This is a genomic window from Leptolyngbya sp. AN10 (assembly GCF_050565645.1).
Taxonomy (GTDB): Bacteria; Cyanobacteriota; Cyanobacteriia; order Leptolyngbyales; family Leptolyngbyaceae; genus Leptolyngbya.
On sequence record NZ_JBNXVP010000008.1, the window covers coordinates 42,246 to 67,856 of the forward strand.

Genomic DNA, 25,611 nt, shown 5'->3' on the forward strand with positions numbered 1-25,611 from the left:
CTTCAAATGCAAGATGGAGAGAAAATCCAACCCATATGAACTGACCCCTTATTTGATTAGCGGACTAGGTTTATCGACCCAGCAGAGATAAACTAGATCGCGTGCGCGAGTGATGCTGACGTACAATAAATGCTGTTCTTGCTCCAGTACTTCCTTTCGGGCTTGTGGGTCAACAGCGTTTTTTAGACTTTGAGGAAGAGGGATGACGTTTTCGGAGACATGAACCACGAAAACAACCTTAAACTCAAGTCCTTTTGCTCGATGCATACTGCCAGTACTAATAGCTGTGGGCAGATCTTCTTGATCATCAAGACGAAAGGCTGCGATATTTTCTTGTTGCAAGCATTTCTCGATCGGTTTGAGTAGATTCTTAGTTCGGCTGAAAATCGCAATCTCGTTAGGTTTTACTCCACTTTGAAGCAGTGTTTTAATTTCAGATACGACAAAGCTGCTTTGCTGTTGTTCGTCAAGGCAAGCTTTGAGAGTTGGTTCAGGTCCATTGAGAAGGCTCACTGTCCCTCGTCTAGATTGAGTATTGCCGTCGAGATCGTCGCTTTCTGCATGGGTCATGCGGTCTGCAAAGCGACGAATCTGCTCAGTGGTGCGATAATTGATTTTCAAAATGTGCGATCGCCCCTGCACGTTAATTCCAAGTGATTTTAGCGTGAAGCGTCCTTGGTAGATGCGCTGTCCACCATCGCCGACTAGCATTAAACCGTTGGGTCGATCGCCAGCTAGGGCGGCAAGAAACATTAGCTCTTGCGGTTTAAGATCTTGAACTTCATCGACGATGACAGCATCGACAGGTCTTTCTACTTGACCAGATACGATCAGTTCTCTAGCTTGTCGGTAAAAGGTCGCCCAGTCTAGTTTTTGCTGAATCCGCAGTTGGTTTTGCACGGCTTCAAAAACTTGCCAAACTTGCTTGCGTCCTTTGAGCGTTAGTGCTTGTCCTCTCCCAATTCGATTGGCAGTGCGATACTCGTCCCACGACGCAATCCCTTGAAACTGAATCACTGTCTTCCACTCCAGCCACAATAGGGCTGGCTCCATTGGGCAGGTGGAATCCCAGTTTTGATCAATTAAAGCTTGAATTTCTTCATCTGATGCGATCGTGCTATACCGTTTCGCCTGTTTTAGAATCTGTCCGGCTTGACTAGCAACGGTGGTTACTGTGATTTGCTCAAGCTCGTCTGATTCACAGAACAGTTTGAGATTGCGCTCCAAGTTGTCGCAGAGTGTTTTCACAAAGCTGGTCAGTAGCACTCGATGCCCCTGCTGTGCTAGGTAGCGGGCGCGGTGCATGGCAACAACTGATTTGCCAGTGCCTGCTGTTCCTGTGACCTTTACTGGACCTTTGAATGAGCCTGTTGCTAGCTTTCGTTGAGAAGGGTGCAAGAAGCCAATCCAGCTTGCCATTGGCGCTTCGAGCAGCTTGGCAAGCTCACTGCCGCTTTTTACGGTGATGAATCGGCGCTGAGTATCCTCATTTTCGCTGATTGGTTGATTGGGTGAAACACTGGGAGGAGTCACCAGTTCACCTGTTGCAAGCCGAAAGAGACGCTCTCCGACTTCTTCAGGCAGTTTATCGAGAATCGTGAGTAGATCATTGTCTTTGACTAATTTACGCATGACAGGCAACCAGTTCGGGGGCAAGCCTAGACTCAACAAGTAATCATCATTGTGGGAATCGAATAGTCCACACTGTTCTTGCGGCTTTTCGGGTAGAAGGGCTTCCACGGATTCTGTAAACTCGACAATCTGTAGAGCGCCTGTACGAGCATTAAGCTCAACTTTGTGAGTGCCTGCCCAAGCATAGGCATCGTCATGCTGTCCTGCATACATCAGTGCCCAAGTGTCGCCCTCTTTGTAAATAATGGCGCGGAGTCCAACTGTGATACGGGCTGACCATAGATTCCTGTCCTTAATGCGTGTCACTCGTTCTAAGCTAATGCCTGGATTAGCAGGATTGGCATGAAACTTCGCCATGAAGTCGGTGACGCGCTTGGTGTCAGAGGCGTTAAGGCTCTCTAGAGACTTGAAGAACGATTTACAGAGCATTACGGTCATGGCATCATGTCCCCAAGTGCTTGCAGAATGTTGGAGAGTGCATTCGGATGAGTTGGATTGATTGAGAGCGATCGCACATTGTCTTGATCAAGTACTTGCTGGACAGTACTACAGTTTGCATCGTTTTCATTCAGTAGAATGACCTTTGCTTGACCTTGTTTTACTTCTGCAATTGAAAGACCAACAACAGCACCATTGTGCGAAACGTCTCCCCCAGCATCAACCTCTATGTTCTCTGTTGTCGCTAAAGTTTGAATCAGCGATCGCCATTCCGGTTCAAACAAATCTAAGAGTTCGCTTAAATTCTTGGTAGGAGCGACGAACCAAACCGGATCATCTCTTAAAGCAGTAGCACGAGTTTTTCCAAGCAGAAATCGACCTAGACGGTAGAAGTGCTGAATCATAGCGGCTCGATCGTCGAGGTTGCCTACGGGGATTTCAATCACTTCATAGCCTTGGTTGCGGAGCGTTTCCCGGATGGCGCGATCGCGCTTTTGCGTCTCTGGATTTCCGTGCAGATGACCGCTCATACCATCTAAATAGATGCAGATTCCTTCTGTAACTTCATTCGGATCATCAAAGTAAAAGTCAGGGGTGGTGGTGTTTAGAGGTTTGCCCAGATCAATCGATTCTTGAGCAATAGGATCGGGGAATCCTGCTCGTTTTAGTAAATCCGATAGACGAGATTCCTGTCCGTTAACAGGTTGAGAACTTGCGATCGCTTCGACGTTCGGTAGCTTGGGCGCAATATCGTGACTAAACTTTAAGTCAAAGCCCCACGTTTGGAGCTTCAGTGCTGCAACTTGTCGATTCAAATGGCGATGATAATGAGCATTGCGAAACGTTAGGAGACAATCAACGCAAGCTGTTTGGCACTTGGAAGGGCATTGTATTGCAACGCCTAGAGCCGCAGAAACAACATCGCTCCAGCGTTCACAAATTTGATCTAGTAACCCTGACCCTCCAGGCATTGGGTCATACAGAAACACGTCAACGGTGTTTTGAGCCGGACGAGCGATCGTGAGGATTTGCAAATCCTCTGGTTCCATATCGATAACGGTCGCAGCACCTCGACGTATCGTTTCTGCAATGCTGTAGGCTTCCTCGCGACTGTGGCAATCTTGAATCGACAAAGCATCTGCGATCACATCGCTGAAAAACCCAACGGGTCTAACTTGTTTGCCGCAGCGGTGAAGATGATCTTCACTAAATTGATCGCGATCGCGCACAGATGCAAATGGAGAACGGCTTTGCCCGCAGACTAAGCAAACGGTATAGCCCGTCTCTCCTGATTTGACTAAACTGGCAGCCCCGACATTGACGAGGCGAAAATGAACGCCTCGCCGGAGCTGCACAGTTTGAGAACCCCAAGTATAGGCAAGTCCTCCACCGTGCCGATTTTGCTCATAGCCAAAGGTTGAAACTGGAAGCTGGAATCGGAAGTCTTCTTCATCAGAGATGTTGGACTGGTTGGGCAGATCGACATCGCAAATGGGAACTGCGGGAAGTGTCATTGCACCGAGTCCAACACTATTAGTAGCAGTACCAATCTCATGAACCGCTTCGTTTGCAATGTCTACCTGGAAAAGCGTGGGTTCAACGGGTTCTAGATGAAAGACTCGCGGGATGAAACGTTGTCCGTTCGCGTAGATTAAGTTGCCGGGGACATATTCGCGTAAAGCAACACCCGCAGGACGGGGGAGATCGAAGTCGGGTCGCCAGCTATTACTTTGTGACATTCGGGCTGTACCAACCACTGCGCCTGTTTCGAGTCCATATCCCGGTAAGAATCCCTCAGCCGCTAATACGCCATAGGTGTTGGTGTCGTCGAAGCCTTCTGTTTCTCGGCGGCGACGGGATTGGATGCCTTTGTACTTTTTGACTAAGCGATCGCATCTCTGCCACAGGGCATCTTCTTCTGCGTCAAGCGTTCCTTTACTCACACGGAGGGTGTTGAGCCGTTGAATTTGACCGATCGCCCACTGCAACCGCTTCCAGATGCGATCGATGACTTCTGTGAGGGCTGCTCCAGTTTGAGCAATATATTTCTCTAGCAGCGCATCATTGAGATCTGACCAGTCTGCAAATACAGTTTCAAGATGCACGAGAATAGCAGGCTGGTGCTTTTCGATTAGTTCACTGAGTGCATTGACTTCAAGCGGCTTCGTGCGGATCATAGCACTTACAAACAGATAATCTTTAATCTGAGTGGGAAAGCACTGTTGCAGCACATCTTGGATTTCTTGGCGATCGCCCTGAGTTAGCTTTGAGGTTGTTCTAGAGAGTTGATAAAGGACAGTTAGAACAGCAGCATGGACGTGCTTCTCGATCATCAGTAAGTTGTTGAGATTGAAGCGAGGCGGATGGATTGTGCCTTGTAGTAAGCGCAATGGATCGCTGAAGTAAGCGCGATCGTGACTGGCAGAACGGGCATACGATACATTCACTGCCATACGATGCCGTCTTCCGGCTCGTCCTGCCCGTTGCCAGTAGTTCGCTGGCAGTGGGGGAATATTTCGCATCAGGACGGCATCGAGAGAGCCAATATCGACACCCATCTCTAGGGTTGGAGTGCAAACGAGGGTATTGAGAAAGTCGCTCTTTTCGGACTTGAAGCCGCGCTCTAGTCGTTCTCGCTCGTCACCGGGAACTTGTGCTGAATGCTCGTGTGGGCGCAGCATGTCAAATTGCTCGTCCAGTACCTTGAGGTCGTAGTCGTCGGGATTTTCTTCTTCAAAGGCGATCGTTCCACTGCATCGCCACGCCATACAGACATTGTTGGGGGTTGAGCGAAGATGGACTCGACGACAAACATTGCACCGATAGATACCGCTGTGTCGATCAAGTTTGAGTTTGTCCGCATCGATTTGATAAACTCCGCTAGCTCCAGCGATCGCTTTTTGCCCTTTGCTCATCAAGATAACAGGAGCAAGAATTTTCAATTCTTCGGTGAGAAGCTGCCAAAGTTGATCGAAGAATTCTTCGATCAGTTCGAGCGGGACTCCCCAACGGCGGGCAGCTTGTCGAGCAACGGTATCGCCCTGAAGACTCAGCCATTGCTGAACTCGTGCAGGTTTATCGTCTCCAGTCCGTGTGAGTTTTAAGCCTTTTGGAATGCCTGAAAGCAGTGGTAGATAACCGCGTTGAACTTCAAAATCGCCATCTTGCCAGAAGCGAGAAAAGATTCTGCCTTCGCGATCGAGCAAAATGCTATTTCTTCTTGTGATGTCTAGTAGTGCTGCAATTCCACTAATTAAGTTTTTGGCATTGACATTGAGAATCGATGACCAACGGCTAATGAACTCTAAATCTTCTGAAAGTCCAGCGTATTGAATTTGCATTCGTCCCCAGGGTTCTAAGCCAATCTGCTGTTTAACCCCGGTTGTAATTTCGCGAAGTACCTGAATGCGGAGGAATCGTTTGCGCTCATCATTGTGCTTCACGCCTTCTGCTTCTTTGCGGTGAACGCGCCACACTTCCGGAACGAGGGCGCGGCTGAGGTCGTCATCGCGATCGAGCAGATCATCTAAGTGAGCGGTCAAATCTCCGATTGAGACTGCACCCTGCTGCAAGCGATCATACATCAGCGATCGCAGCCGATAGCGGCGAGCATGGTCTTGCATCCAGCCTGCTTGAAAGGCAGCATCCTGGCGATTGTCAGCAAACACTAAAAGCCGTTTTCGTTCAGCGTAGTGCAGCATGTTCTGAGCGAGAACATGCACATCGGAAACCGCGATCGCACGAATAGGGCGGGCAGGTTCTCGATAGCCACCAGGTCGATTGCGTCCCAATGATTGGCAAGAAATACAAGCGGTGATCAGTCCCTTTGATTCTGGCTTCTGCTTGATGGCGAGGAGGGTGACTAGCTCTCCAGAGCGTCCGCACCCATCACAATGATTTTGCTCAGTTGAGTGTAAAGTTCCGCAGTAGCGACAGAAGTAAAGTTGAGCCGTGTTGCGAGGCTGATCATCATCGTCATCGCCAGTGATTGTGCGATCGCATAGTAAGACGCGATCTCCTCCAAGTTCTTTACTTAAGGGTCGCCAAATTGTGTTTTTGCCCTTGGCTTCTCCTTTAGCAGGTTTCTTTGCTGTGAATTCAAAGTCTTGAACGCTATGTTCAAAGTAATGCTGACCACAAGTTGTACAAGTGAGAACGCGCAAAGGGTATAGCTCACTCGCGGCGGTTTCAGCAGCGTCTTCTGCGGATAGCCATAGTTTGGGGCGAGTTTGCCCGATGGGGAATGTAACGACTGCTCCATCTACACCCCGGACGAAGGTATGAATGACGGGGCGGAGTAACGGGCGACCTTGCTTCCGGGAAGCGGCTCCTAGCGCTAACCAGATGAGTAATTCTTCTTCAGAAATGGCGCGTTTCGTTTGTTGTTTGAGATAGGAAAGTAGGTCGCTCAGATGACGTGGGGCGTGAAGTGCGATCGCCATCTGAAAAACGAGTTCATTGGCGGCTAGCTGATTGTAGAGGTCTTCTTGCCAGTGATTGAGATCTAGCGTTTGCCCAGTAATGGTTTGATAGATTCCAGCAATTGCTCCTGCATTGTTGAGATCTTCCACGGCTCGAAGGACATAGCCTAAGTGCGTTGCCGGATCGCCGTGCAAGGGTTTTGGGAGCTTGCGTTTCGTTGCCCAAACATCCGCTTCGTATTTCTCACCGACTAATTCAACGGTGTCACGATCGATGCCAAAGAACTTAGAAGCAAAATCTCGTCCAGCTTCTTTTCCTTTTTCGGGATCTGCGATCGTTGCGGAGGTGGCGATGCAAACGGTTTCGGAAGCGTTTTTATGGCAGAAGGCACGGAGCCGACGAATTAAGCAAGCGGTTTCGGCTCCGATCGCGCCTGTGAAGGTGTGGGCTTCATCGAAGACGAGGAAATCGAGTCGGGCATTGTCGAAGAGTTCGATGTCCTGCTGACGGGTGAGCAGGAGTTCTAGTTGTTTGATGTTGGTGAGGAGGATACGGGGAGGGCGCGATCGCATTTCCTCGCGGGAGGCGCGTTCTTCGGGGGGATAGACGGCTTGATTCTGCTTCTTGCGTTCGAGATCTTTGAGTTTGGCTTCGTAGTCTGCTTTGGAGGCTCCTGCTTTGAGTCGAATTCCACTGACATCGGCAGCTTTTTCGGGGGTTTTTCCCACATACATCCCGAAAGAAATGCCTGATCCGGCTAACAGTTCTCGTAAGCGTCCAAGTTGGTCTTCGGCAAGGGCATTCATCGGGTAGACGATTACGGCAGTTACGCCTTCGGGTGCGCCCTGGCTGCGAAGATTGAGGCAATGACTGATAATCGGGTATAGAAAGCATTCGGTTTTACCGGAGCCTGTGCCCGTTGAGACTAGCGTGGCTTGTCCTTGGTGAATCGATCGGATGGCTTGCTCTTGGTGTCCGTAAACTGTTGGATGGGGGACTAGATTTTGCATGTGAGGGTGGAAAATGCCCTCTTTGATTAAATCTGTGACGGTTGCGCCCTGCTGGAAGATGCGGCTAAGGCTGATGTAGGGTCCTTTCAGAAGCGGAGTGGAGCGGGTTTTCTCTAGATTGAGAAGCGTCCGCATCTGATCGTAAAAATTTGTATCAGCAAAGGGGTAAGTCGTGAGTTGGTAGCGGAGGAAGTCGCTAACGACTTTTTCGGTGTAGACGATCGGATTCAGCATGGGGGCGATGTTGGGCAGACATGCCTAAGCAATGAGTGGGCGCGGGGCTATGAGAAAAATTCTCACTCATCATGTTAACTCTGATACTTCAATCTGCGGAGAGACTTTTGTAACGGAGATTGATATAGTTATTTTGTTCTACTGCTGGTGATGGTCGTGCGGCGAGATGCAATTTTCTATCAGCTATTTGTGCGATACCCACAATTGATTTTTGAATTGGTGGATTTGCCGATCGCGGAACGTCAGGGCTATCGGTTTGATTCGGTCGAGGTGAAGGAGCCGACGTTTCGGATTGATGGGGTGTTTCTGCCACCGGAGTCGTCGCGAGTGGTCGTATTTGCTGAAGTTCAGTTTCAGAAAGATCAATCGCTGTATCATCGGCTGTTTTCGGAGGCGCATCTGTACCTTCATCGGAATCGGAAACGGTATGACGATTGGTATGCGGTCGTGATCCTGGCTTCTCGTAGCGTGGAGCCAGACGGGTTAGCTATTCATCGATCGCTGCTGAATCATGATCAGGTGTACCGGATTTATTTGGATGAGTTGGGCGATTCGACTCAGCAATCGGTCGGGATTAGTTTGATGCTGTTGACGATCGCTTCAGAAGATGAGGCGGCAGAGCAGGCACGACGCTTAATTGATCGTGCGAATCAAGAGCCGATTGAGAATTTGCCAGCCAGCGCCATAATAGAGTTGGTTACGACGATCGCGGTTTATAAGTTCTCTCAATTGAGTCGAGATGAGGTAGAAGCTATGTTGGGATTGAGATTAGAAGAAACCAGAATTTACCGAGAAGCGAAGGCAGAGGGAAAATTGGAAATGATACTGAAGCTTTTGGAATTTGGAGACAGCATAGAAAAAGTGGCTGAGGTTTCAGGGTTACCGCCTGAAGAAATTCAGAAAATTGCACAGCAACGCTCTAAATGATAAGCCATTTTTATGATTCTGCTGAGTGAGAAGCGGTGAAAGCGATGTTAGCAGCGAGATTGCAGGATACGAGAATTTATCAGGAGGCGTTTCAAGAAGGATATCGAGAAGGGTACCAGATTGGTAAGCGCGAGGCTCAAGAAGAGATTGCATTGAGACTTTTAGAGCGGAGGGACAGTTTAGAGGAAACGGCTGCGATCGTCGATCTCCCAATCGAAGAAATTCAACAAATCGCGCAGCAGTTCTCTGATTCGCCTCAAGTTTGAAGAACTACGATCGATAACTTCTGAGCGCGATCGCATATTTTTCCCTAACCTAGAATAGTTTGTAAAATTTGCTGCAAGATTTGCTGGTCTGATTGGCTCAACTGCCCTAACGTTCTAAGGACTAATTTGGGTTCGATCGTGGTGAGGATTGGTTTGATGACTGAAGGTTTGAGTAAGCCTGCACTCTGCCAATCAGCGATCGCGGCTTCTCCAATTTTGTTAGTTGGCTTGGTCTGGCTGGTGATTGCCATCAGAATTAAATCGGGATGCTGCTGATGATAAAGGGCAGAGCTAACAATCACAGCGGGACGTTTTTTCGTTGTGGTTTGGTCAGTGAACGGAAAAGGAACTAGCACAACTGTTCCAAAATCATAGGTTGTCATAGACAGCATCTTCTGGGTTGTCCCATACCGCTTGGAAGCTAGGTTGGGCGAGTTGGGTGGCGGCTTGGGTGAGTTGTTGATCGCTGAGATCTGACGACGAATTCTGGTCTTTCTGGTAAAGGAATTCGACAAAATCGAAGACTTCTGCGATGCGTTCTGGGGAGAGCGATCGCAGTCGTTCGAGAATGGCTTGTTGTTGGGTTAGGCTGTCCATTGGCGTTACTTTCGTTTGCGCTTTTTAGGTTCTTCCACGATGTTACCAAACAGGTCGGTTTGGAGTGGATTGCCAAATAAATCGGTGGGTTGCTGAAAGTTTGGAGCGGTGGGGGGAATGGCGGTATGAGTTGATGCGATCGCGCTTTCGGGTGTGCCTAAGAGTCGTTTGAGCAATGCCGCGTGTTTTTCGCATTCTGCCCAAGAGTCTTCGATCGTGCCTTCGAGTTGCCAGGGGAGGAAGCGATCGCCCAAAACTTCAGCGACGGGTTGGGGCATTCGAGCGCGATCGTCTGTGCCTAAGCCGTAGTCGGAGAGGCGCAGGGTTTCGGGAAGCATCCAGCCTTCGCCGTTGTTGAGAGATAGGAAAGCTTCGAGTCCCATTGTTTGAAGGTCGTGAAAGGCGATTTGAGTTAAAACAGTGTGCCGCAGTTCAGGCGATTTATCTTTATCGACGCGCCAGAAACCTTTGAGATTTAATTTACGTGATTCATTCTTGTCCGTGACTGTTGAGGCTGGTAGATCACAGTCCCTTAAGATCCAGCGAAGTTCGTCTTTAGTTAGACCATAGAGGTGAGTCACAACAGCATCAAGGATACAACGCAGGCGAAGACGCTCGTAAGAAGTAACTGCCCAAAGCCGCTTCCAAGCCTGATTGAATTGCGGGCTAATATTTGATGCTTCTGTTCTTAGCTTTAACCAACTATCTGAAAATAGTGGTGATACTCCATTTAGTTGAAGAACTTTCAAAGCAAGAAACTCAAGGACTCTGGAACAAACGCCTTTTGGAATGGGCATTTCAGCCGCAATATGATAGTCAAGCTGAGTCCCTGCAACTCGAATTCTAGTAAGCCAATCGAAAACATAACTGTTGACATAGCTTGGCAGTACTAGGGCTGATATGAACCTCTCAGGAGAAAACACAGATGCTTTATCTCCACAGGGCATATTCATAACTAAAGACGAAATAGCTGTCCGAGTGTCAGAATTCCTGGCGATGCGACGAATTGTAGGCTTGATTCCATGAATGAATTTTTCACTATCATATGCAATCTTGAATGACATCAAAAATTGTGGTTCGATGATTTTGGAATCCCATGAAATTTCCTCCCAAACGGCTCTTACTCCAGTTCCGCTAATCCAGCGTTTCGGTGCAAAATCAAATTGCTGAATCATTACACCCTGATATAAGGGCAAGGCAACATCGTCCACGGCACTAACATCGACACAATGATTGCCATCTTTAGAAATAACTAAGTTGTGAGGGCGCTGAAGAATCGAACGGTCACCCTCGTAGGCTTTCCACTCACCTTTAAGCCAGTGCCCATACTCATCTGGTTGATACCCTCTTGCTTCCCAGGTCGATCGTGGCGGAAATAGCTTTGAGTCTCCGGTCATGTGAAACTCCGTTGCATACCGGATTCCCCAACCTTCAGCGGAGTCATCCCCTAGCAAAATGCTATTTGCATACATCTTCTCCAGAATCATCAAATCGTCGTCTGAACAAATTTCTAGAAAAGCTTTTGACTTCGGACTAAATTTCTCAATGCGTTCTTTCGGGTAAGGCAGAGCCTGAATTTCTGCCTCATTCTCCCAAGATTCGGGCGACCTCTGCATAAAAGCAACTAAGATCGCTTCAGTTTCGCGACCTTTCTGCACAATCAAGGAGCAAAACTTGAAGGAGCGGTGGATCTTGAAGATGCCTTTCTGATTCTCAAATCCGTAAAGCCAAATCCATTTGCAGTTAAAAATTAGCTTGCTGCGGAGAATGGCTGTTCCCTTATCACTGTAGATGCCTGAAGGTGTGATGATACCAATTCTTCCACTCTCGCGGAGAATCATGTGACCAACCTCCAAAAACATTTTGTATGTGTTTATGTCGGCTGAACCTTGATACTGGTAGGGATAATCATTATCTGTGTTTCTATTTTCCCTTGTCTCTCCTATACGTCCCTGGCGATCTTGTTGCCATAGCTCATGTAGGTACTGATTCTCTTTAGTCGATCGTGAAATTGTGAACTTGCTGCTACCTTTCCCACTGTCAAAACAGCCAAAAGGCGAAGCAGCAAATCGGCTCCAGTTAGAGAGTGCTTTAAATCTTGCACAGTAAGACAACCAATCTCTTTCAATCTCTGGATACTGCTCAAATAGTTCTTGTTGAACTTTGAGGGCTTCTTGCTTGCCATAAGTTCTGTATAGTGGGTCAATGTTAGAGAAAAACTCTTGAGATTTTGGGTTTTGAATTTCCCAAGGTGGATTACCGACAACAGCATCAAATCCGCCATTAGCAAAAACTTCATTAAACTCAATTTCCCAATGGAAAAATTTGTACTCTTCAGCTAATTTCTCAATTATTGAAATACTATCTGGAGATGGATCGAAGAAGCTGAGAGGTGTAGGTGCAAGATTCACTAACTCTCCAGACCAAAACCAGATGGCACACCAAGTATCAAACGCAAGCTTGAGCCGAACTTGCTCTGGATCTTCTTGAATATTGCGATCGTAACGACGTTGCTGCTCCTCTGGAAGAAATGTTAGTTGTTGAAGCTCTTTTCGCTCCTTTAATGCTTTTGAGTAAAGCCGATGAGCAGTTTTAGGCGCTGTTACTCCTACAAAAGGAATTGGTAGTTGTTGATCTGGTTTCAAGCCCTCAAGAAAAGTTTTAAGCTCTGGCTTAAGGATTTCAGCCTTAAAGTCTTTTATTGCTTGCGTCCACTTATCGCCTGACTGTAAACGCTGCCCTTTTTGCTTCCCTTTTGCAGCAATATATTCGCGGAAATGATGCACAAAGTTGTTATATCCCGCATCTCCTCCATCTCTCTCCCACGCCATTACTGGATAATCTGCAAATTGATCAACCCAACATCCAACTAACGCATTACCACATTTCAATTTATGGTCAAGAAACGTTAATGATAATGTTCGATCCATCGTTTCAATCCACAGTGAAATCTTAGCAAGTTCAACAGCAAGAGCATCAATATCTACACCATAGATGCAAGCACTAACAATATGAAGTTTAAGATGTGCTTTCAATCGCTCCTCAAAGTCAGGATGATCTAATGGAACAGGTAAAGTAATGTCGGACATTAAGTTAGTTCCAACACCATCTGCTAAGCGACAGAGAGTATGATCACTATGAGATTCAAGGCAGCCATGAAAATGTAGGCTTTCATACAACTTCTCTGTGATGTATCGCAATGCAGAAATTAGAAAAGAGCCTGATCCCATCGCAGGGTCGCAGACTCGCAATTCAAGAATTTGCTGAGGCTTAATAATGTTCTTATGTTCATCCTCACAGAGCGGTTCGAGGGTTCGTCGAACGGTAGGACGACTAATACTTTTAGGGGTATAGAACGTGCCCAGTCCTTTACGAGTACCGCCCCAACGCACTAAAAACCATTCTCCAGGCAGAATAATCCGCGCTAACAATGCTTGTGCAGCCGCATTGACTGATTTTTCATACTGTATTGTTGCATCAGCCTTTTTACTCCGAGGCTTTGCAACTAACTTTCCAGCAACTACCGCACGAATCGCCCATTGTAAAGCGCGATCGCGAACCTGCTGAATGCGATCGTCACTCTCAATTTCCGTCTCTTGAATTGTTTCCTCTTCCGTTTCTTCTTCTATTTCCTCTTCTGATTCTTCTGATGTTCCATCATCACTATCACTTGCTTTCTGTTTTAGCTTTTCGACTAGCGATGCCATAGCAGAATCCGACATATTTTCCAATCGCTCTAACGGCAATGCAGGCTGATCACCCAAATTGAGAAACACGATTGGATTGTCGATCGCCTGCCGCAGTTCAAAATCGAGCAATCCTTCGTACAAAATTCCAATGTACTCGCTGGAAAGATCTGAGAAGTCCACCGGAGCTTCTACCCAAGTCGTACTCCGTCCTTGCCGCACCTTTACCCGCGATCGACACAATAGCTCCAAAATTCGATAAACCGTCGCGTCCGAAACCGTATGCGTCGATTGCTCAAACGCAGACAGCGATCGCAGCACCGGATCTTTCGCGTCGATCGCTCCAGGCGCAAACAACCCGCCGCCGTATTTCGGAACCGGAAGCGCCTCATGCGCCGACCCCTGATACACCAACCGAAACAACGCCAGCAACCGTGACCAAGCACTAAACCCATTCCGCAACCGATCCATTGCCCGTCCACCCGAAGCGCGATCGAGTTGTTCCCGTAACCCCTGAATCCCATAGGAGTTGTGATAAATCGGATTATTTCGAGGCAACAAGTCCCGCGCTTCCGCAAACAAAATCACCACACAGCGCATAATCATCCGTGTCGCTGCAATATAAATATGGCGATTCGTCACCGCTTGCGTTCCTGTCTTGGGCAACTCCGAGATCGCATCCGACGACTCTCGAATCAATAGCTCGATCGCTTGGCGAACCCGCTCCCCCAAAAATTCCGACAATTCCGCCTGACTCTGCCGCGATGCCTGAATTGCCGCCACCAAAGGCGCATTCTGCTCGATCGTCGGTTGCGCGATCGATTGCCGTCCCAACAGCGATCGCAGCGCCAAAACTTGCGAACTCAATTCCCCTTCTTCAAACCAGAGCGCAATTTCCCACTCGCACCAGGCATCATAATCCGTCCCCGCATGAATCAGCCGCCACTGATGCCCATTCGTCAAAAGCGCCACGGACTTCTTCGACTTCCGCAACCATTCGATTACTCGTGCGACAGATCGTTTACCGCGCCCAATTCCTAATTTCTGTACCGCATCAACAAAGACGGGCAACTCTCCGCCATTTGGCTCTAGCCAAACTCGGCGCGGTTTTAACGTCTCTCCGGTTAGTGATCGCTGCGTCCACTTGCCATTTAAGGAAGCACCTTTATGCCAAAACTCCGGCTCCAATCCCAAGACTTGTTCTAGCACTGTATCCAGCAGAGAGCCGATTTGCGCCTCGTCCCCTGCTTGCATCCGGGTGACATCTCGACGTAAGCGATCGACAACGTAAAACGGCAGGTCTAGAATTCCGTGAACCTGAAAAAACTCTGAGAGTTTAGAAGGTGCAATTAGTAACCCTCCGTGCTTGAGCGATGCCCACCATCCATCAAGATCAACTGTTTGACGCGAGATTGTTGAAATTGCAATGTTCATTTAAGCACCTCAGCAAGCCGATCAATATTATGCCTGCTAGGGTGTAGTGTGTATTGATTGCTGCCTTAACTTACGTATTTATACTACTCGCATTACGCTTTCCTGCTTAACTGGTGAATTGCAGTTGATCGCAATCGTTTTCACTAGCCAAAGTAGTGAAGATCTTTCGCTGCGAGATTCAAAAGTAGCCTTAAGCCTTGGGTAAGCGAAACTCGATCGTCACCGGGAAGACCTGTGCGATCCCTCTAAGTTGATATCGCTGTGGCAAAATCCGCTCTAACACTCGTGATTGCTCTTGTCTCAGTTGATCGAACAATCCTTGATAATGATTGCGCCGCCGTCTCAACTCATCCTCCAAGTCTCGTAGTTTCTCTTCTTGTTGCCGAACATATTCCGGAAATAATGCGCCCTGTTGCATTTCGCTCAACAAGGTATCCCGCTCTTTTTCCAGCTTTTGCAACGTCGTCTCCTTCATGGCACGATCGACTTCCAGCAATCGAGTCCGAAATCGCTCTTGCTCGTCTCGCTGCGCCACTTGTCCTGCTTTTTTCAGTTGTGCCTTCAGTTCCGCCGTGAGGTCTTTGGTCAGCGTCTTCAACTGTTCTCGCACATCAAGTTCTAGATTCTCCCAAAGGGTTTTCGCTCTCTCTACCGTTTCGGTCGCAACCAGCGCCGAATTTGCAGGATTTTGTTTGGCTGGAACGTGGGGCAGCATTTCGCCCAACTCGCCATTCACGATCGCATAGCGCACCGTTCTCACCCAGTGATGAAACGATTCTCGCAATTCATTCACCGCCATCTCTTCCACGGTCAGCAGCAAAATGCCGTCCCATCCTTTCGGCACTTCTCCATACCGTACAATCCAACGGCTCGGCGGGTTCTCCAAGCCACCCGGAAATCGTGCCCGCGCAAACAGCGACAATGCCTGATGGTAGAGTGGATGCCCCAAATGAACTAGCGTCGTATCTTTCGCTGCTCGGAACACAGGGCGGTGATTGCGATACTGAATAAAATGCTGAGGGTCAAACACGATCGCAGGCAACGCTCCTCGTGTTCCATCGGGTGTCTCTAATCTCAAATAGTCATCCACCAACGCCTCCCATTTCGGCGGAATCGGAGCCTTCAACCGCACCCGTCCATCGGAATCGATCGCTTCAAATCGAGGCAGTCCCAATCCGCCGATGCTCAATGCAATCTCCAGCGTATCCCGCAAGGTTTCTGGGCTGAGATCCACTTCATCCGCAAGCGTTTGCAAGGCTTCCGCTTCAACTTTGCCAGCGTCGCCCTCTTCAGTTGGGATCGCCGCCCGTCCGCGATGCTTTTCAACCGCGAGATCTAATCCATCGATGACGCGATCGCTCTCTTCAAAATCCACAAATCGTCGCTGAAATGCGGCATCAAAGACTTCACCCATCGATCCCAATTCTTCGCGAATCGTGTTGACCTTCTGCACCACATGCGCCAGAAATTTCAAATCGGCATCATCTTCGCTGGTGAAGTGAAACACAATCACATCGCGGGCTTGCCCATGTCGATCGAGTCTGCCGTTGCGTTGATCGAGCCGTGCCGGGTTCCACGGAATGTCAAAATGCAAGATCAGATGGCACGTTTCCTGTAAGTTTAGCCCTTCCGATGCTGCATCCGTCGCAATCAGAATCCGTAATCCGCTATCTGGATCGTTAAATGCCTGCTTAATTTCTTCTCGTTCCGGGTCAGTCATTCCCCCGAACAACACTCGAATTACCCCGGATTCCGGATAGAGTTCGTAGAGCCTTTGGTGCAAATAATCCAGCGTCGTTTTGTATTCAGTGAAGATGACCAATCGCTCATCTAAACGCCATTCTGTCCCGTTGCGAAGATTCTGCTTAATGGTGTTGACCAACCGCTCCCAGCGTTCGTCCTGAGCCGGAAATTCCAAACCTGCTCCATCAGTCAGTAGCCCTAACTGGCTCAAAGCTTGATCGATCGCTGCAACTTCTTCGGTCAAATGCGGCGCTAATTGCTTTAACCAAGCTCCAACCGTTCTAGCGGCATGTTGCAGTCGTCCTTCGACTTCCTGATCGTCATCTAAATCGGCTGCGATCGCTCGTTTTGCCGCATTCACTTCCGAAACATCGGCTGTATCGGATTGTGCAATCCCTTCTTTGAAGCGATACCAGGATTGTGCAAAGGTGTAGGGGCACGAGAGTAAGCGTTTATTCAGAACTTCAACCGCAAATGACCCCGCTAGTTGAAATGTTTTCTTTTCTGCTGCAACCAGTTGTTTCACTTTGGCGCGAAAAACTTGAAAGGCTTGCGAGAGGTCTTTTTCGGTGCGACGAAAGTAAAGCGGAATCGGTTGAGGATAGCGATCGCAGAATCGAGGAATTTTGCCGGATTTCTGATCCAGTTCATTAATCTCGCGTTTCAGTCGCCGAATCACAACTTGAGCAATTCGATCTTTCATCGCGGTACTAAATTCACTCGTTTGGGTGAATCTAACCGGATCAAGCTGTTCCAGCAAACCTGAAAAACAGCGTGTATGACCGTTGTGGGGTGTTGCAGTCAAAAACAATTTGTGTTCAAACCAAGGAGAGATCGATCGCAGCATCGCTGCCAAATCGCTATCCTCGCCAAAGTTCGACGGCATCAGGTTATGAGCTTCATCGACGATCAGCAAATCCCACGGCAGTTGAGCCGACCCCTCCGGTTGTACGCAAGCTGCTCGAAATTGCTCCAAAACATCCGCTTGTTTCAGGTAATGGTATGACGTGATAATCCGGGGGTAAGTGCGCCAGGGATTCGCATCCAAGCCCAGCCGCTTCTGTAGGCTATGAGTTTCGTGGCGATCGACCACATCAAAATTGAGTGAAAACTTTGATCGCATTTCTTGCTGCCATTGCTTCCGCAATGCGGCTGGACAAAGAATCAGCACTCTCCGAATTCGTCGTCTAAGCAGAAGTTCTGTCAAAATTAACCCTGCTTCAACCGTTTTCCCTAAACCAACATCATCGGCTAGCAATAGTGAGATTCGCGGCATTTGAAGGGCTTTCAGCAGTGGAACAAGCTGGAAATCTTCCACCTGCACTGCTCCAAAGAACGGCGAAGCAACCGGCGCTTTCATTCCACTTTTCGATCGATCCAAGGGCAAAAAGGGTGAAAGTGCTGTCCAGCGGGTTGCCCGCACTAACGCCTCAAACTCCGCTGCAAGCATGGGCGACTCTGCTTCAATCTGAGGCAGTGCAGTCGGTTCCAAAACTGACGCATTCAATTCCCGCTCCCAAATTAGCGTATCTTCGGGAACACCATCTGCGTCCGTATACTCCAATGTCACTAGATGAAGTTGTCCATCTACCCCAGCATCGAAGGCTTCTACCGATGAAATCAGCGCCCGCCGATTTCTCACGGTCGCCAACATTCCAATCCGAGGCTTTATCGAGGCAGGAGATTGAGCAACTAGGTCAGAGTGCATATCAAGCTCTTTTTGCAGCCTCTCAATTTTGTCATACGGTGATAAAAATAACTCCTCTAATAACCGAATTGTTTAACGTAATTCAGCAGGTCGTTGACAGCGAGCTAGTCGCGCAGCAGACTGATGCGTAGGCGATGCTTGATGCTGAAGGTACTGAATTGCTTTTTGCATACGTTGGTAATCTTCAGGCGACAGAACGACTGCGGGATTCCGAAACTCGTTCTGTAATACATCTACAGCCCTTCCCTGACTATCGTGGTAAATCGACTTTGCTTGGGGAGATGAGCTAATTTCTAGTCCTTCACTTTTCTGTCGAAGTCGAATTGATTCAACGTATGCCATGCCTGCTCGATCGTGTTGAAGTTTTTGAGGATCATGAAGATGGGTTTGAGCGCGAATCTGGTAAGCCTGATACCACTGGAACAGTTCGCCTCGACTAGGACAGTATCCCGCATTTGCAGGAGCGACAGCGCTTTGACTAGATTCTGTCGCGATCGCAGTTGCAATGTTTGCTGGTGAAGTTGCCTTTAAGTAGCCGCTGGACGAGGCAATCGAATTCCACTCCAAAGTGTAGCCGTGCGATCGCAAATACTGCTGCACGAGTTGATCCGTCCCCGCCGCATTGCCAACCACAAATTGAGCTTGAGCCGCGATCGCTTCATCTAAAAGTGGTCGGTAGTGAGTTTCAAAGGTTTGTTGAATTGCTGCTTGAGAAACACCGCGCCACGGACCACTCCCACTGACCATGATGACATCGGTTGAAGCATAGCATCCTGTGTTTGCGCGATCGCCCCAAGCGAGTTCATAGTTTCGAGTACTGGAGGGCGTATGGTCAGGCGCAGCAGATCGACCAATGAACTGAGTTGCCGCTTCCGCCATTGCAATATCTTTTTGCATATGTCGAGCCGTTGCTGCATTCAGTGCAGGTAGATCAGCTAAAGGGTTCGATTGCAGTGTCGGCTGAGACGCTGTTTGAATGCCTTCAATAAACGATTGGGGAAGCCGCACGTTTTCCGGAATTACTTTTCCTGCCCACAACGCAGCAATTTCGCTGTCACGATAGCCACTCAGTCCACAACCAATGCGGGTGACTAAAAATTCTTGGTTTGGATGCGATCGTGCATAATCGATCAACTGGCAAATCTGCGCTCCAATTTCTGGCAGAGGGATCGACCGCGTTCCTGCCTGGAGATCCTTTGTAATGATCGCATAGGTTTGCCCTTGAATGCCTTGAGAATTGCCATATTCGGCTCCAAATCTCATCGCCGTCTTTGCAGCTCCTGCACCGTGAATACCTTGCCGATTGGAACCAAAGACAAAAACTTGATGTGACTCAAGAAATGTAATCCGATTAGGCGCAGCTCGTAAAGCTGCATCGGATTGGGGAGATGAATTCTCAACTGCTTGAAAATCAATTCCAGCCGATGAAACAGTGAACGTTTGAATCGCTGTGATTCTTGCTAGAAGGGATTGTCCTGGCTGTCCAGTGATCGCCACAATATCACCAACGTTTGCTCTAATCTGTCCATGATTCCGCAACGTACTGGTGCGTAAATCGGCTGCGATCGCATCAAAGGTGTTATCGAATTCGCTGTTTGGAGCTAGGCTATTCGCAACTCCGGTAATTCGAGTCATCATTGTGCCATCGAAATACATCGGTAAACGATGCTTGACTGAACCATTGGGCTGCTCAATCCGTTCATACTGAATATAGTCATAGCTACGTCCAGGTTTGAGATACTGGCTTAATGCTTCTGCTGACCAGACATACTCTGTTCTCAGAATTTGAGCATACAGATTCTCTGGAGTGTTTGAAGCTGCTGACATTGCTGACTGACCCTCTGGTTGTGTTTGTGGGAGTCGTAGACTTTCTGAAACAATTTGAATGGCGGCAGTGCGAGCGATATCTGAAGTGAGGGATGCCACGATCGTAGAATCTCGTTTCAGCACAGGCGTTGCTTGTCGAAATGCTGCCTCAACTGCCTGACAACCTTTTGCAGTGCTGATAATCCCTAAGTCTTGTAATTGTCCCGCTGAATCCCGCATCGTCAGAACTAAGTCAGCCCACTGGCTTCCTTCACGATCGCGGCGTTTCATCCCCAGTTCAACCGCTTCGTTGCTCCAAGTGTGACCTTCAAAGTAATGCGTTTGAATTTGATTGACTTTAACTGTTGCCCCGCCTGGAAGCGTTACCTTCGCAACGGCTGGAACTTCGGGTAGGATTCGAGCTTCGCCCTGAGTTCCGATCGGTAACTGATAGCTATCGGTTGAGAAGGGACCAAGTGTTTTTCCTTCGACTTGTAGAACGGATCGCCCTGCGATCGCACTTTCTGAATTGGTTTCGGTGACAACTGCGATCGCGAACGGTGAGTCTGAGAACGATCGTTCGCGATGTTGGTTCGTCGGATGCTGCAATCCAACCACAGTCATTGTCTGCTGATGCAGTATCTGAAGCTGCTGACATAACTCTGGGTAAAATGCTTGAATAACTAAATGCTGTCCACCGTGATGCCAGAGCGCGGCTGCGATCGCAGCACGTTCGTGAGTCTCTAATGATTCAGCCTGCTTTGCGACTCTCTGTATTGCTTCAGTAATCTCTGCTTTCGCTTGAGCAACGGTCATTCGAGGTTCAAACACGCATCGCTCAATCCGATCAATTGGAATAGTAATTGTTTTTCCAGCCTGAATTTGTTGTAGCCAGGTTTGATTTGACTGGGTAGACTCCGGGCTAATCAACCCAACAATTTGAGATGAGTTGAGCAAAGAAACAGCGTAGGGGAATTGTGCTTTTGTTTGCCAGTCCTGATTTAGCCTGACCCGGAATGCTAGCACAATGTCTTGACGCGCTGCTTGCCAGATAGGAGAGTCTCCTTGAGGATCGCAGCGAGTGAGATTGACCACTCGAAGCTGACGACCACTGATCGATTGAATCGTGAGACTTGGACCAACTTCTGACTTTGCTTGCTCTTGTGCGACCGCTGCCCGTTGGATTGCACTGTTGTATCCCTCAACCCACGATCGTGCTATTGATGCTTGAGTCTGATTAAATCCACCTTGCTCCTGGTTCGGAAATAGAGGTAAAAAGCTATCACGGCTTCGAGGTATTAACACCACTTCTCGATAGTGCTGATTGACCTGAGTGGCAATTTGCGCGACGGGATCGACAGTGCTAGTTGAGAGAATTCGAGCTGTCTCAGTCGTTTCTCGTCCCTTCAACGGCTGATAAAGGTCTTCATCCTTGCGATGGTTCAGCAATGTGTTTTCCTTGTATTTACCGATCGCAGCGGCAAATTTTTGCAGTCTCCATTCAACCTCTCTCGCACTCTTTGGAGAGTCCACGGCACGTTGCAAGTTCATCGCGATAATTGCTTTGACATCCCACAGTAGAGCTTGAGCTTGCTGAAGAACTAGCTCGGCGGCTTGCGCTCTTTCATGCTCTGGAAGTTGAAGGATTCGCTGCCCTTCGTCTACGATCTGTTGAATGCGATTGCCGAAGTGTAAATCCCCGGTTGACAGTACTGCGGCGTAATCCTGCGGTTGAGGTATTCCTGCACGTTCCAGGATTTTGGCGTAACGTGAGCAAATTTGCTGAAGATAAACAGAGCGGTGTTCTGGTGCAAGATAGGCAATATCCCAATACAGCGAGTCGATCTTCATTCCCAGATTCGCCACGATGCCCGTCGGATTGTTTGCTGCATGAATGGCACATTCTTCGATCGTGCCTTGTCGCTCAATCTTCGGCTCTTTATTGACGGCGACTGGTCGCACTTCTGGACGATTTTTATCCAGTACTTCTGCAACAAAAATCGGTGATTCAGCAGGAGTAAAAATAGCTGAATCCTCAATTGCTGTAAGAAAAAGTGACTGTGCTGTTTCATAAGCGATACGAGGATCGAGAACATCTCGGAGTTGCTCTTGTAAGCTGTAAACGGTTGTGCCGGGAGATACTGCTGTGTAGCCTGGAACAATCGCATTACGATCGCCATCAAAATCTGTAATCAAAATATTTGCAGCAGACCAAGGACTGAGATATACGACTCCCTGCTGTCGAAAAGCTTCTGAATCTGTTTCCCTGATCTGTTCAATGTTATTGATAAACGTGCCGATGCCTGCAACGTTTCCTAATGGCGATCGATATAGTGCTACTAAAGCGCCATGTGGAAGTTCTCGAAAACAACATTCCCAGGGTTTGAGGTTGGCATGAGGTTGAGCGATCGCAGAAGGCGAATACACCCCAATAGTGACAGCATCCATCCACTCATGATGTAGAACTTTAGCGATCGCATCAATCACTTTGGGATGTCCCTGCATCTGCTGAAACGGATCAGCTTGAAGAATTTCGGAGATGGAATCTACATAGTCTGCTTCGACTACTTCTAGGTCGTCTGCTTCTGAATCATCTTTATCCGGTTCAATTTGCTGTTGCTGTCGTCGTTCTGCCACGCTCAAATAGTAGGCAGTCGCGGATTGTGAATTGACTTGAATCTGAGCCACCGCGATCGCTTTTTCCACCAGTTCTGGTAAAACTTCCTGTTGAGTTGACTCCGGCGTGACTAATGCAGGCTGTAGTCCTCGTTTCTGCTGAGTGGTTGCAGCATAGCTTTTATTGGCAAAAAAGAAATGAGAGACAGTTTGTACCCCTACAATTTGCGGTTTCTTCCCGTCTAGTTGCTGGGTTGCTTTAAACGATGAAAGAGACAGAATCGCATCGACCTGCAAGCGATCGCACCAAGCACTCACGCGGCAGGTTCCTTTGATCACTCCTGGAATATTGGGCGATCCTGCTCGAAATTGAAAAGGCGATCGCTCTGGATCTTTAGGCTGTTTTTGTCTCGATGAATAATCAACCGCATGAGCTAGATTAGATGATACCAAGTTATAACAGTCGCCTAGTTTCTGATGAATCTCAACTAAGTCGCTTTCGCTGAAATGGTTGACTAACGCTTTACGAAGGTGGGGAAGCTGAACGATCGCATCTTGAACAGTTGCAGCATCATCTAGAACCAGAATTCTAGCTTGGGGCTGAATTGTGGAGGCATTCGCGTTAGAAAGGAATAAGCTGCCGTATGCGATCGCATCACTCGGTCGAGCAACTTGATGCCGAACTAATGCTGCCGTTTGCGTGTCAGTGAAATACGCCCACTTGCCATTCGCCAGCACCAGTTCAAGACCTAACGATCGAAAAGCATCTAAGTCCGCTGCCGTAACACCCTCATAAATTTGTGCGGTAGCATAACGGGCTTCCCAATTACCACCCCGCTGCCGCTCAATCTCAATAAGGTGTTCTAGTAGCGTGTGGTTGATTTCTTTCGCCGTTGCTTCAATTGGGCGAAGTAACTTAGCATCGTATTGAGTAAAACTCAGAACCATCGCAACCTCGGAACAGAAAAATCTAGAGGCGTTTGATGCTTATCTCACGACAGGGTCGCAACGCACTGCCTCAAGAGGATGTGTCAAAAATCGTTAGCAATAATCTCAATTAATTCTCCACGAGCAATGAGCGCAGGAATTTCTGCTGCTTGAGCGATTAAAAATGATAGCGATTCGTCAGAAATAATCGGCTCATCGAATGGAAGGTCATCGACCTCTATTTCTCCGCTGGCTAGGAGATCGTCAACGCTTTCACTGAATAGTAACTGGTCTACAATCTCGTCGCGCTCACCAGAGATAGGTGTGGCATCTCTGGGAAAGTTTTCTCCAGTAGTACTTGCTGAGTTATGAGACATAGTAAGGAACTGTATTAGAAACCTGAGAAGCCTAGATTATGGTACTGCATTTCTGAGTTTTTGTTTTCGTAGATAGATGAAATGCTACGGCAATGCTAAGAATCTTAATGCTTCTGAATTACTTTAGGTTTGAAGCAAAAAGGTAAGTTGCGGTTGTGAATTGAGATGGCGCGGTAGCCCGTGAAAAATGCTGAGTTGGTCAGAAAAATGACTGTAATCTATCTACCTCTTCCCTGCTCCCAGATGAACCTTTTACGATTGAATTTTCTAGAGCGTTTATCGTTCCAGTATGAACCTGACTTGAGATTGTTTCAAGCTCAGATTGCCCCGTTGCTTCAAGACGCGATCGATCAAATGGGCTTGCAGTTTGAAACTGTGGATGCACTCCTCAGAATCAGAGAGAGCGAAATTGAGATTTATACGGACGATCGTGAAGCTCCAGTTCGGTTTGTCATCCAAGAAGCCCCAGATCAACACGAACAGCTTCAGTGGACAGTCTTCCCGGCATGATCAATTAGCAGGTTTGCTCTTACGAGTGAATCTGCTAATTTTTCAAAGTTTGGAAATTTTGATCAACGCTGTGCTGAGAGCAATGGGCGGTTTCGTACTTACCTAACTGCGTGGATTTGTGTCGATGCCCGGAATTTTAGTCTAAGGAGATGAACGATGCCGCGTAAATTTGGTGAAATTGCGTTCACACTAGCATATTCCGATTCGCTACTCGGAGGTAGAAGTGCAAGCGATCGTAGAGGGGCTGCACCACCACATTGCAGAGCTTGAATCTCAGTTGGCAGAGTAACGACCCTATCGGTCAAACACTCATCCCTTTCGCTTGACGATACTGTTTTGGAGTGGTCTGTAACAGACGCTGAAATACGCTGGTCATGTGGCTCTGATTGCCAAATCCAGCTTCTACTGCAACTTCAGCCAGCGATCGGGAACGATCGCCTAGAAGCTGTTGAGCGAGTTCCACGCGACAGTGCAAAACATACTGATAGGGCGATACTCCAGTCGTTGCTTTGAATGCACGGGCAAAGTGGTAAGGGCTGAATCCAACGATCGCTGCGATCGCGTCTAAGCTCAATGATTGCGAAAGATTAGCTCGAATGTAGTCGATCGTAGTTTTGAGTAATCTGGGTTCGAGCAATTCTGGTGGGCGTTTGAACTGGTGTGAGAGCGTTGAACGTTGGTAGATGATTTGCCCTAAGACTGCTGTAACGACTGATTCAAAGTAGAACGTATCTTCAGATTGTCCATTGTTAAAAAATTCTTGAATTGCGATCGCGCTATTCAACCCCCAATGTGTTTTTGGAATCTGTCCTGGCAGCAATTCCACTTCAGCACTCACACTGCGCGACAAGAACGAATCAGAATAGCCAAAGACAACAAAGCAAGATGCTTCCTCTACTGAGCGGTAAGTGCTGTTTTGAGGCACGATATCAAATCCTCCTGGTAAAGCCTCATACGGCTGCAAGTGATCGCTATCAAAAGCAGCCACACCACGAGTCACCCCGAAACTTGTAACCACCAGATTCAAGGGCGATCGCAAATTTACTTCTAAGTGTCCAGGAGGAATGATTGCCACCATGTACTCCGATGTGGTTAGCCAATGGCCCCACTTTGGCAAGGTTTCGAGCGGCGGTTGATCGAGTGAGATCTTGCGCTCTGGTGGATTGAATAAAAACTCTTGCAGAGGATTCATAGGTAGAAGCATTGAAGAACCTCAATTTTGATTGTCTCAGAAAACTCCGCAAGAATTGAAAAGACTGCGATCGCTCAGAACGACTA

Annotated in this window: 12 protein-coding genes; 3 read left to right on the forward strand and 9 right to left on the reverse strand. The window is 48.1% G+C overall.

All coding sequences use genetic code 11. The features are described from left to right. Positions 1-48: 48 nt before the first annotated feature. Positions 49-2,070, reverse strand: a complete 2,022-nt coding sequence (locus ACQ4M5_RS13340; protein ID WP_430676115.1) for a 3'-5' exonuclease — start codon at positions 2,068-2,070, stop codon at positions 49-51. Then, positions 2,067-7,736: a DEAD/DEAH box helicase gene (locus tag ACQ4M5_RS13345; RefSeq protein WP_430676116.1), complete on the reverse strand. Its 5,670-nt coding sequence runs from the start codon at positions 7,734-7,736 to the stop codon at positions 2,067-2,069. Before ACQ4M5_RS13345 ends, ACQ4M5_RS13340 begins: the two co-directional genes overlap by 4 nt. Positions 7,737-7,886: 150 nt before the next feature. On the opposite strand from ACQ4M5_RS13345, the gene ACQ4M5_RS13350 reads away from it, so the two are divergent. Beyond that, positions 7,887-8,663: an Rpn family recombination-promoting nuclease/putative transposase gene (locus tag ACQ4M5_RS13350; protein WP_430676117.1), complete on the forward strand. Its 777-nt coding sequence runs from the start codon at positions 7,887-7,889 to the stop codon at positions 8,661-8,663. A gap of 35 nt (positions 8,664-8,698) precedes the next feature. Next, complete coding sequence (locus ACQ4M5_RS13355; protein WP_430676118.1) at positions 8,699-8,929, forward strand: hypothetical protein; 231 nt, start codon at positions 8,699-8,701, stop codon at positions 8,927-8,929. A 44-nt stretch (positions 8,930-8,973) separates the two neighbouring features. Here ACQ4M5_RS13355 and ACQ4M5_RS13360 read toward each other — a convergent pair whose 3' ends face one another. From ACQ4M5_RS13360 to ACQ4M5_RS13385, 6 genes are all read right to left on the reverse strand, one after another. Beyond that, positions 8,974-9,312 (reverse strand): type II toxin-antitoxin system PemK/MazF family toxin, encoded by a 339-nt coding sequence (locus ACQ4M5_RS13360; RefSeq protein ID WP_430676119.1) that lies wholly within the window; start codon positions 9,310-9,312, stop codon positions 8,974-8,976. Further along, complete coding sequence (locus ACQ4M5_RS13365; protein ID WP_430676120.1) at positions 9,299-9,526, reverse strand: toxin-antitoxin system, antitoxin component, Xre family protein; 228 nt, start codon at positions 9,524-9,526, stop codon at positions 9,299-9,301. The genes ACQ4M5_RS13360 and ACQ4M5_RS13365 overlap by 14 nt, the downstream gene beginning before the upstream one ends. A gap of 5 nt (positions 9,527-9,531) precedes the next feature. Beyond that, positions 9,532-14,646, reverse strand: coding sequence for an Eco57I restriction-modification methylase domain-containing protein (locus ACQ4M5_RS13370; protein ID WP_430676121.1), 5,115 nt, complete (start codon positions 14,644-14,646; stop codon positions 9,532-9,534). 190 nt (positions 14,647-14,836) lie between these two features. Next, positions 14,837-18,097, reverse strand: a complete 3,261-nt coding sequence (gene drmD, locus ACQ4M5_RS13375; protein ID WP_430676122.1) for a DISARM system SNF2-like helicase DrmD — start codon at positions 18,095-18,097, stop codon at positions 14,837-14,839. A gap of 72 nt (positions 18,098-18,169) precedes the next feature. Next, positions 18,170-23,467, reverse strand: a complete 5,298-nt coding sequence (locus ACQ4M5_RS13380) for an A1S_2505 family phage non-structural protein (protein WP_430676123.1) — start codon at positions 23,465-23,467, stop codon at positions 18,170-18,172. 83 nt (positions 23,468-23,550) lie between these two features. Further along, positions 23,551-23,823 carry a hypothetical protein gene (locus ACQ4M5_RS13385; protein ID WP_430676124.1) on the reverse strand — a complete coding sequence of 91 codons (273 nt, stop codon included), beginning with the start codon at positions 23,821-23,823 and terminating at the stop codon, positions 23,551-23,553. Between the two features lie 243 nt (positions 23,824-24,066). Between ACQ4M5_RS13385 and ACQ4M5_RS13390 the strand changes: the two genes are divergently transcribed. Further along, positions 24,067-24,333, forward strand: a complete 267-nt coding sequence (locus ACQ4M5_RS13390) for a hypothetical protein (protein WP_430676125.1) — start codon at positions 24,067-24,069, stop codon at positions 24,331-24,333. Positions 24,334-24,634: 301 nt separating this feature from the next. On the opposite strand, the gene ACQ4M5_RS13395 is transcribed toward ACQ4M5_RS13390, so the two are convergent. Further along, positions 24,635-25,525: a helix-turn-helix domain-containing protein gene (locus ACQ4M5_RS13395; protein ID WP_430676126.1), complete on the reverse strand. Its 891-nt coding sequence runs from the start codon at positions 25,523-25,525 to the stop codon at positions 24,635-24,637. Positions 25,526-25,611: the final 86 nt, after the last annotated feature.

Excerpts from the sequence above, each read along its gene's own strand:
- ACQ4M5_RS13340 (WP_430676115.1), bottom strand. The coding sequence starts at position 2,070 with ATGACCGTAATGCTCTGTAAATCGTTCTTCAAGTCTCTAGAGAGCCTT.
- ACQ4M5_RS13345 (WP_430676116.1), bottom strand. The coding sequence starts at position 7,736 with ATGCTGAATCCGATCGTCTACACCGAAAAAGTCGTTAGCGACTTCCTC.
- ACQ4M5_RS13350 (WP_430676117.1), top strand. The coding sequence starts at position 7,887 with ATGGTCGTGCGGCGAGATGCAATTTTCTATCAGCTATTTGTGCGATAC.
- ACQ4M5_RS13360 (WP_430676119.1), bottom strand. The coding sequence starts at position 9,312 with ATGACAACCTATGATTTTGGAACAGTTGTGCTAGTTCCTTTTCCGTTC.
- ACQ4M5_RS13365 (WP_430676120.1), bottom strand. The coding sequence starts at position 9,526 with ATGGACAGCCTAACCCAACAACAAGCCATTCTCGAACGACTGCGATCG.
- ACQ4M5_RS13370 (WP_430676121.1), bottom strand. The coding sequence starts at position 14,646 with ATGAACATTGCAATTTCAACAATCTCGCGTCAAACAGTTGATCTTGAT.
- drmD (WP_430676122.1), bottom strand. The coding sequence starts at position 18,097 with ATGCACTCTGACCTAGTTGCTCAATCTCCTGCCTCGATAAAGCCTCGG.
- ACQ4M5_RS13380 (WP_430676123.1), bottom strand. The coding sequence starts at position 23,467 with ATGGTTCTGAGTTTTACTCAATACGATGCTAAGTTACTTCGCCCAATT.
- ACQ4M5_RS13385 (WP_430676124.1), bottom strand. The coding sequence starts at position 23,823 with ATGTCTCATAACTCAGCAAGTACTACTGGAGAAAACTTTCCCAGAGAT.
- ACQ4M5_RS13390 (WP_430676125.1), top strand. The coding sequence starts at position 24,067 with ATGAACCTTTTACGATTGAATTTTCTAGAGCGTTTATCGTTCCAGTAT.
- ACQ4M5_RS13395 (WP_430676126.1), bottom strand. The coding sequence starts at position 25,525 with ATGAATCCTCTGCAAGAGTTTTTATTCAATCCACCAGAGCGCAAGATC.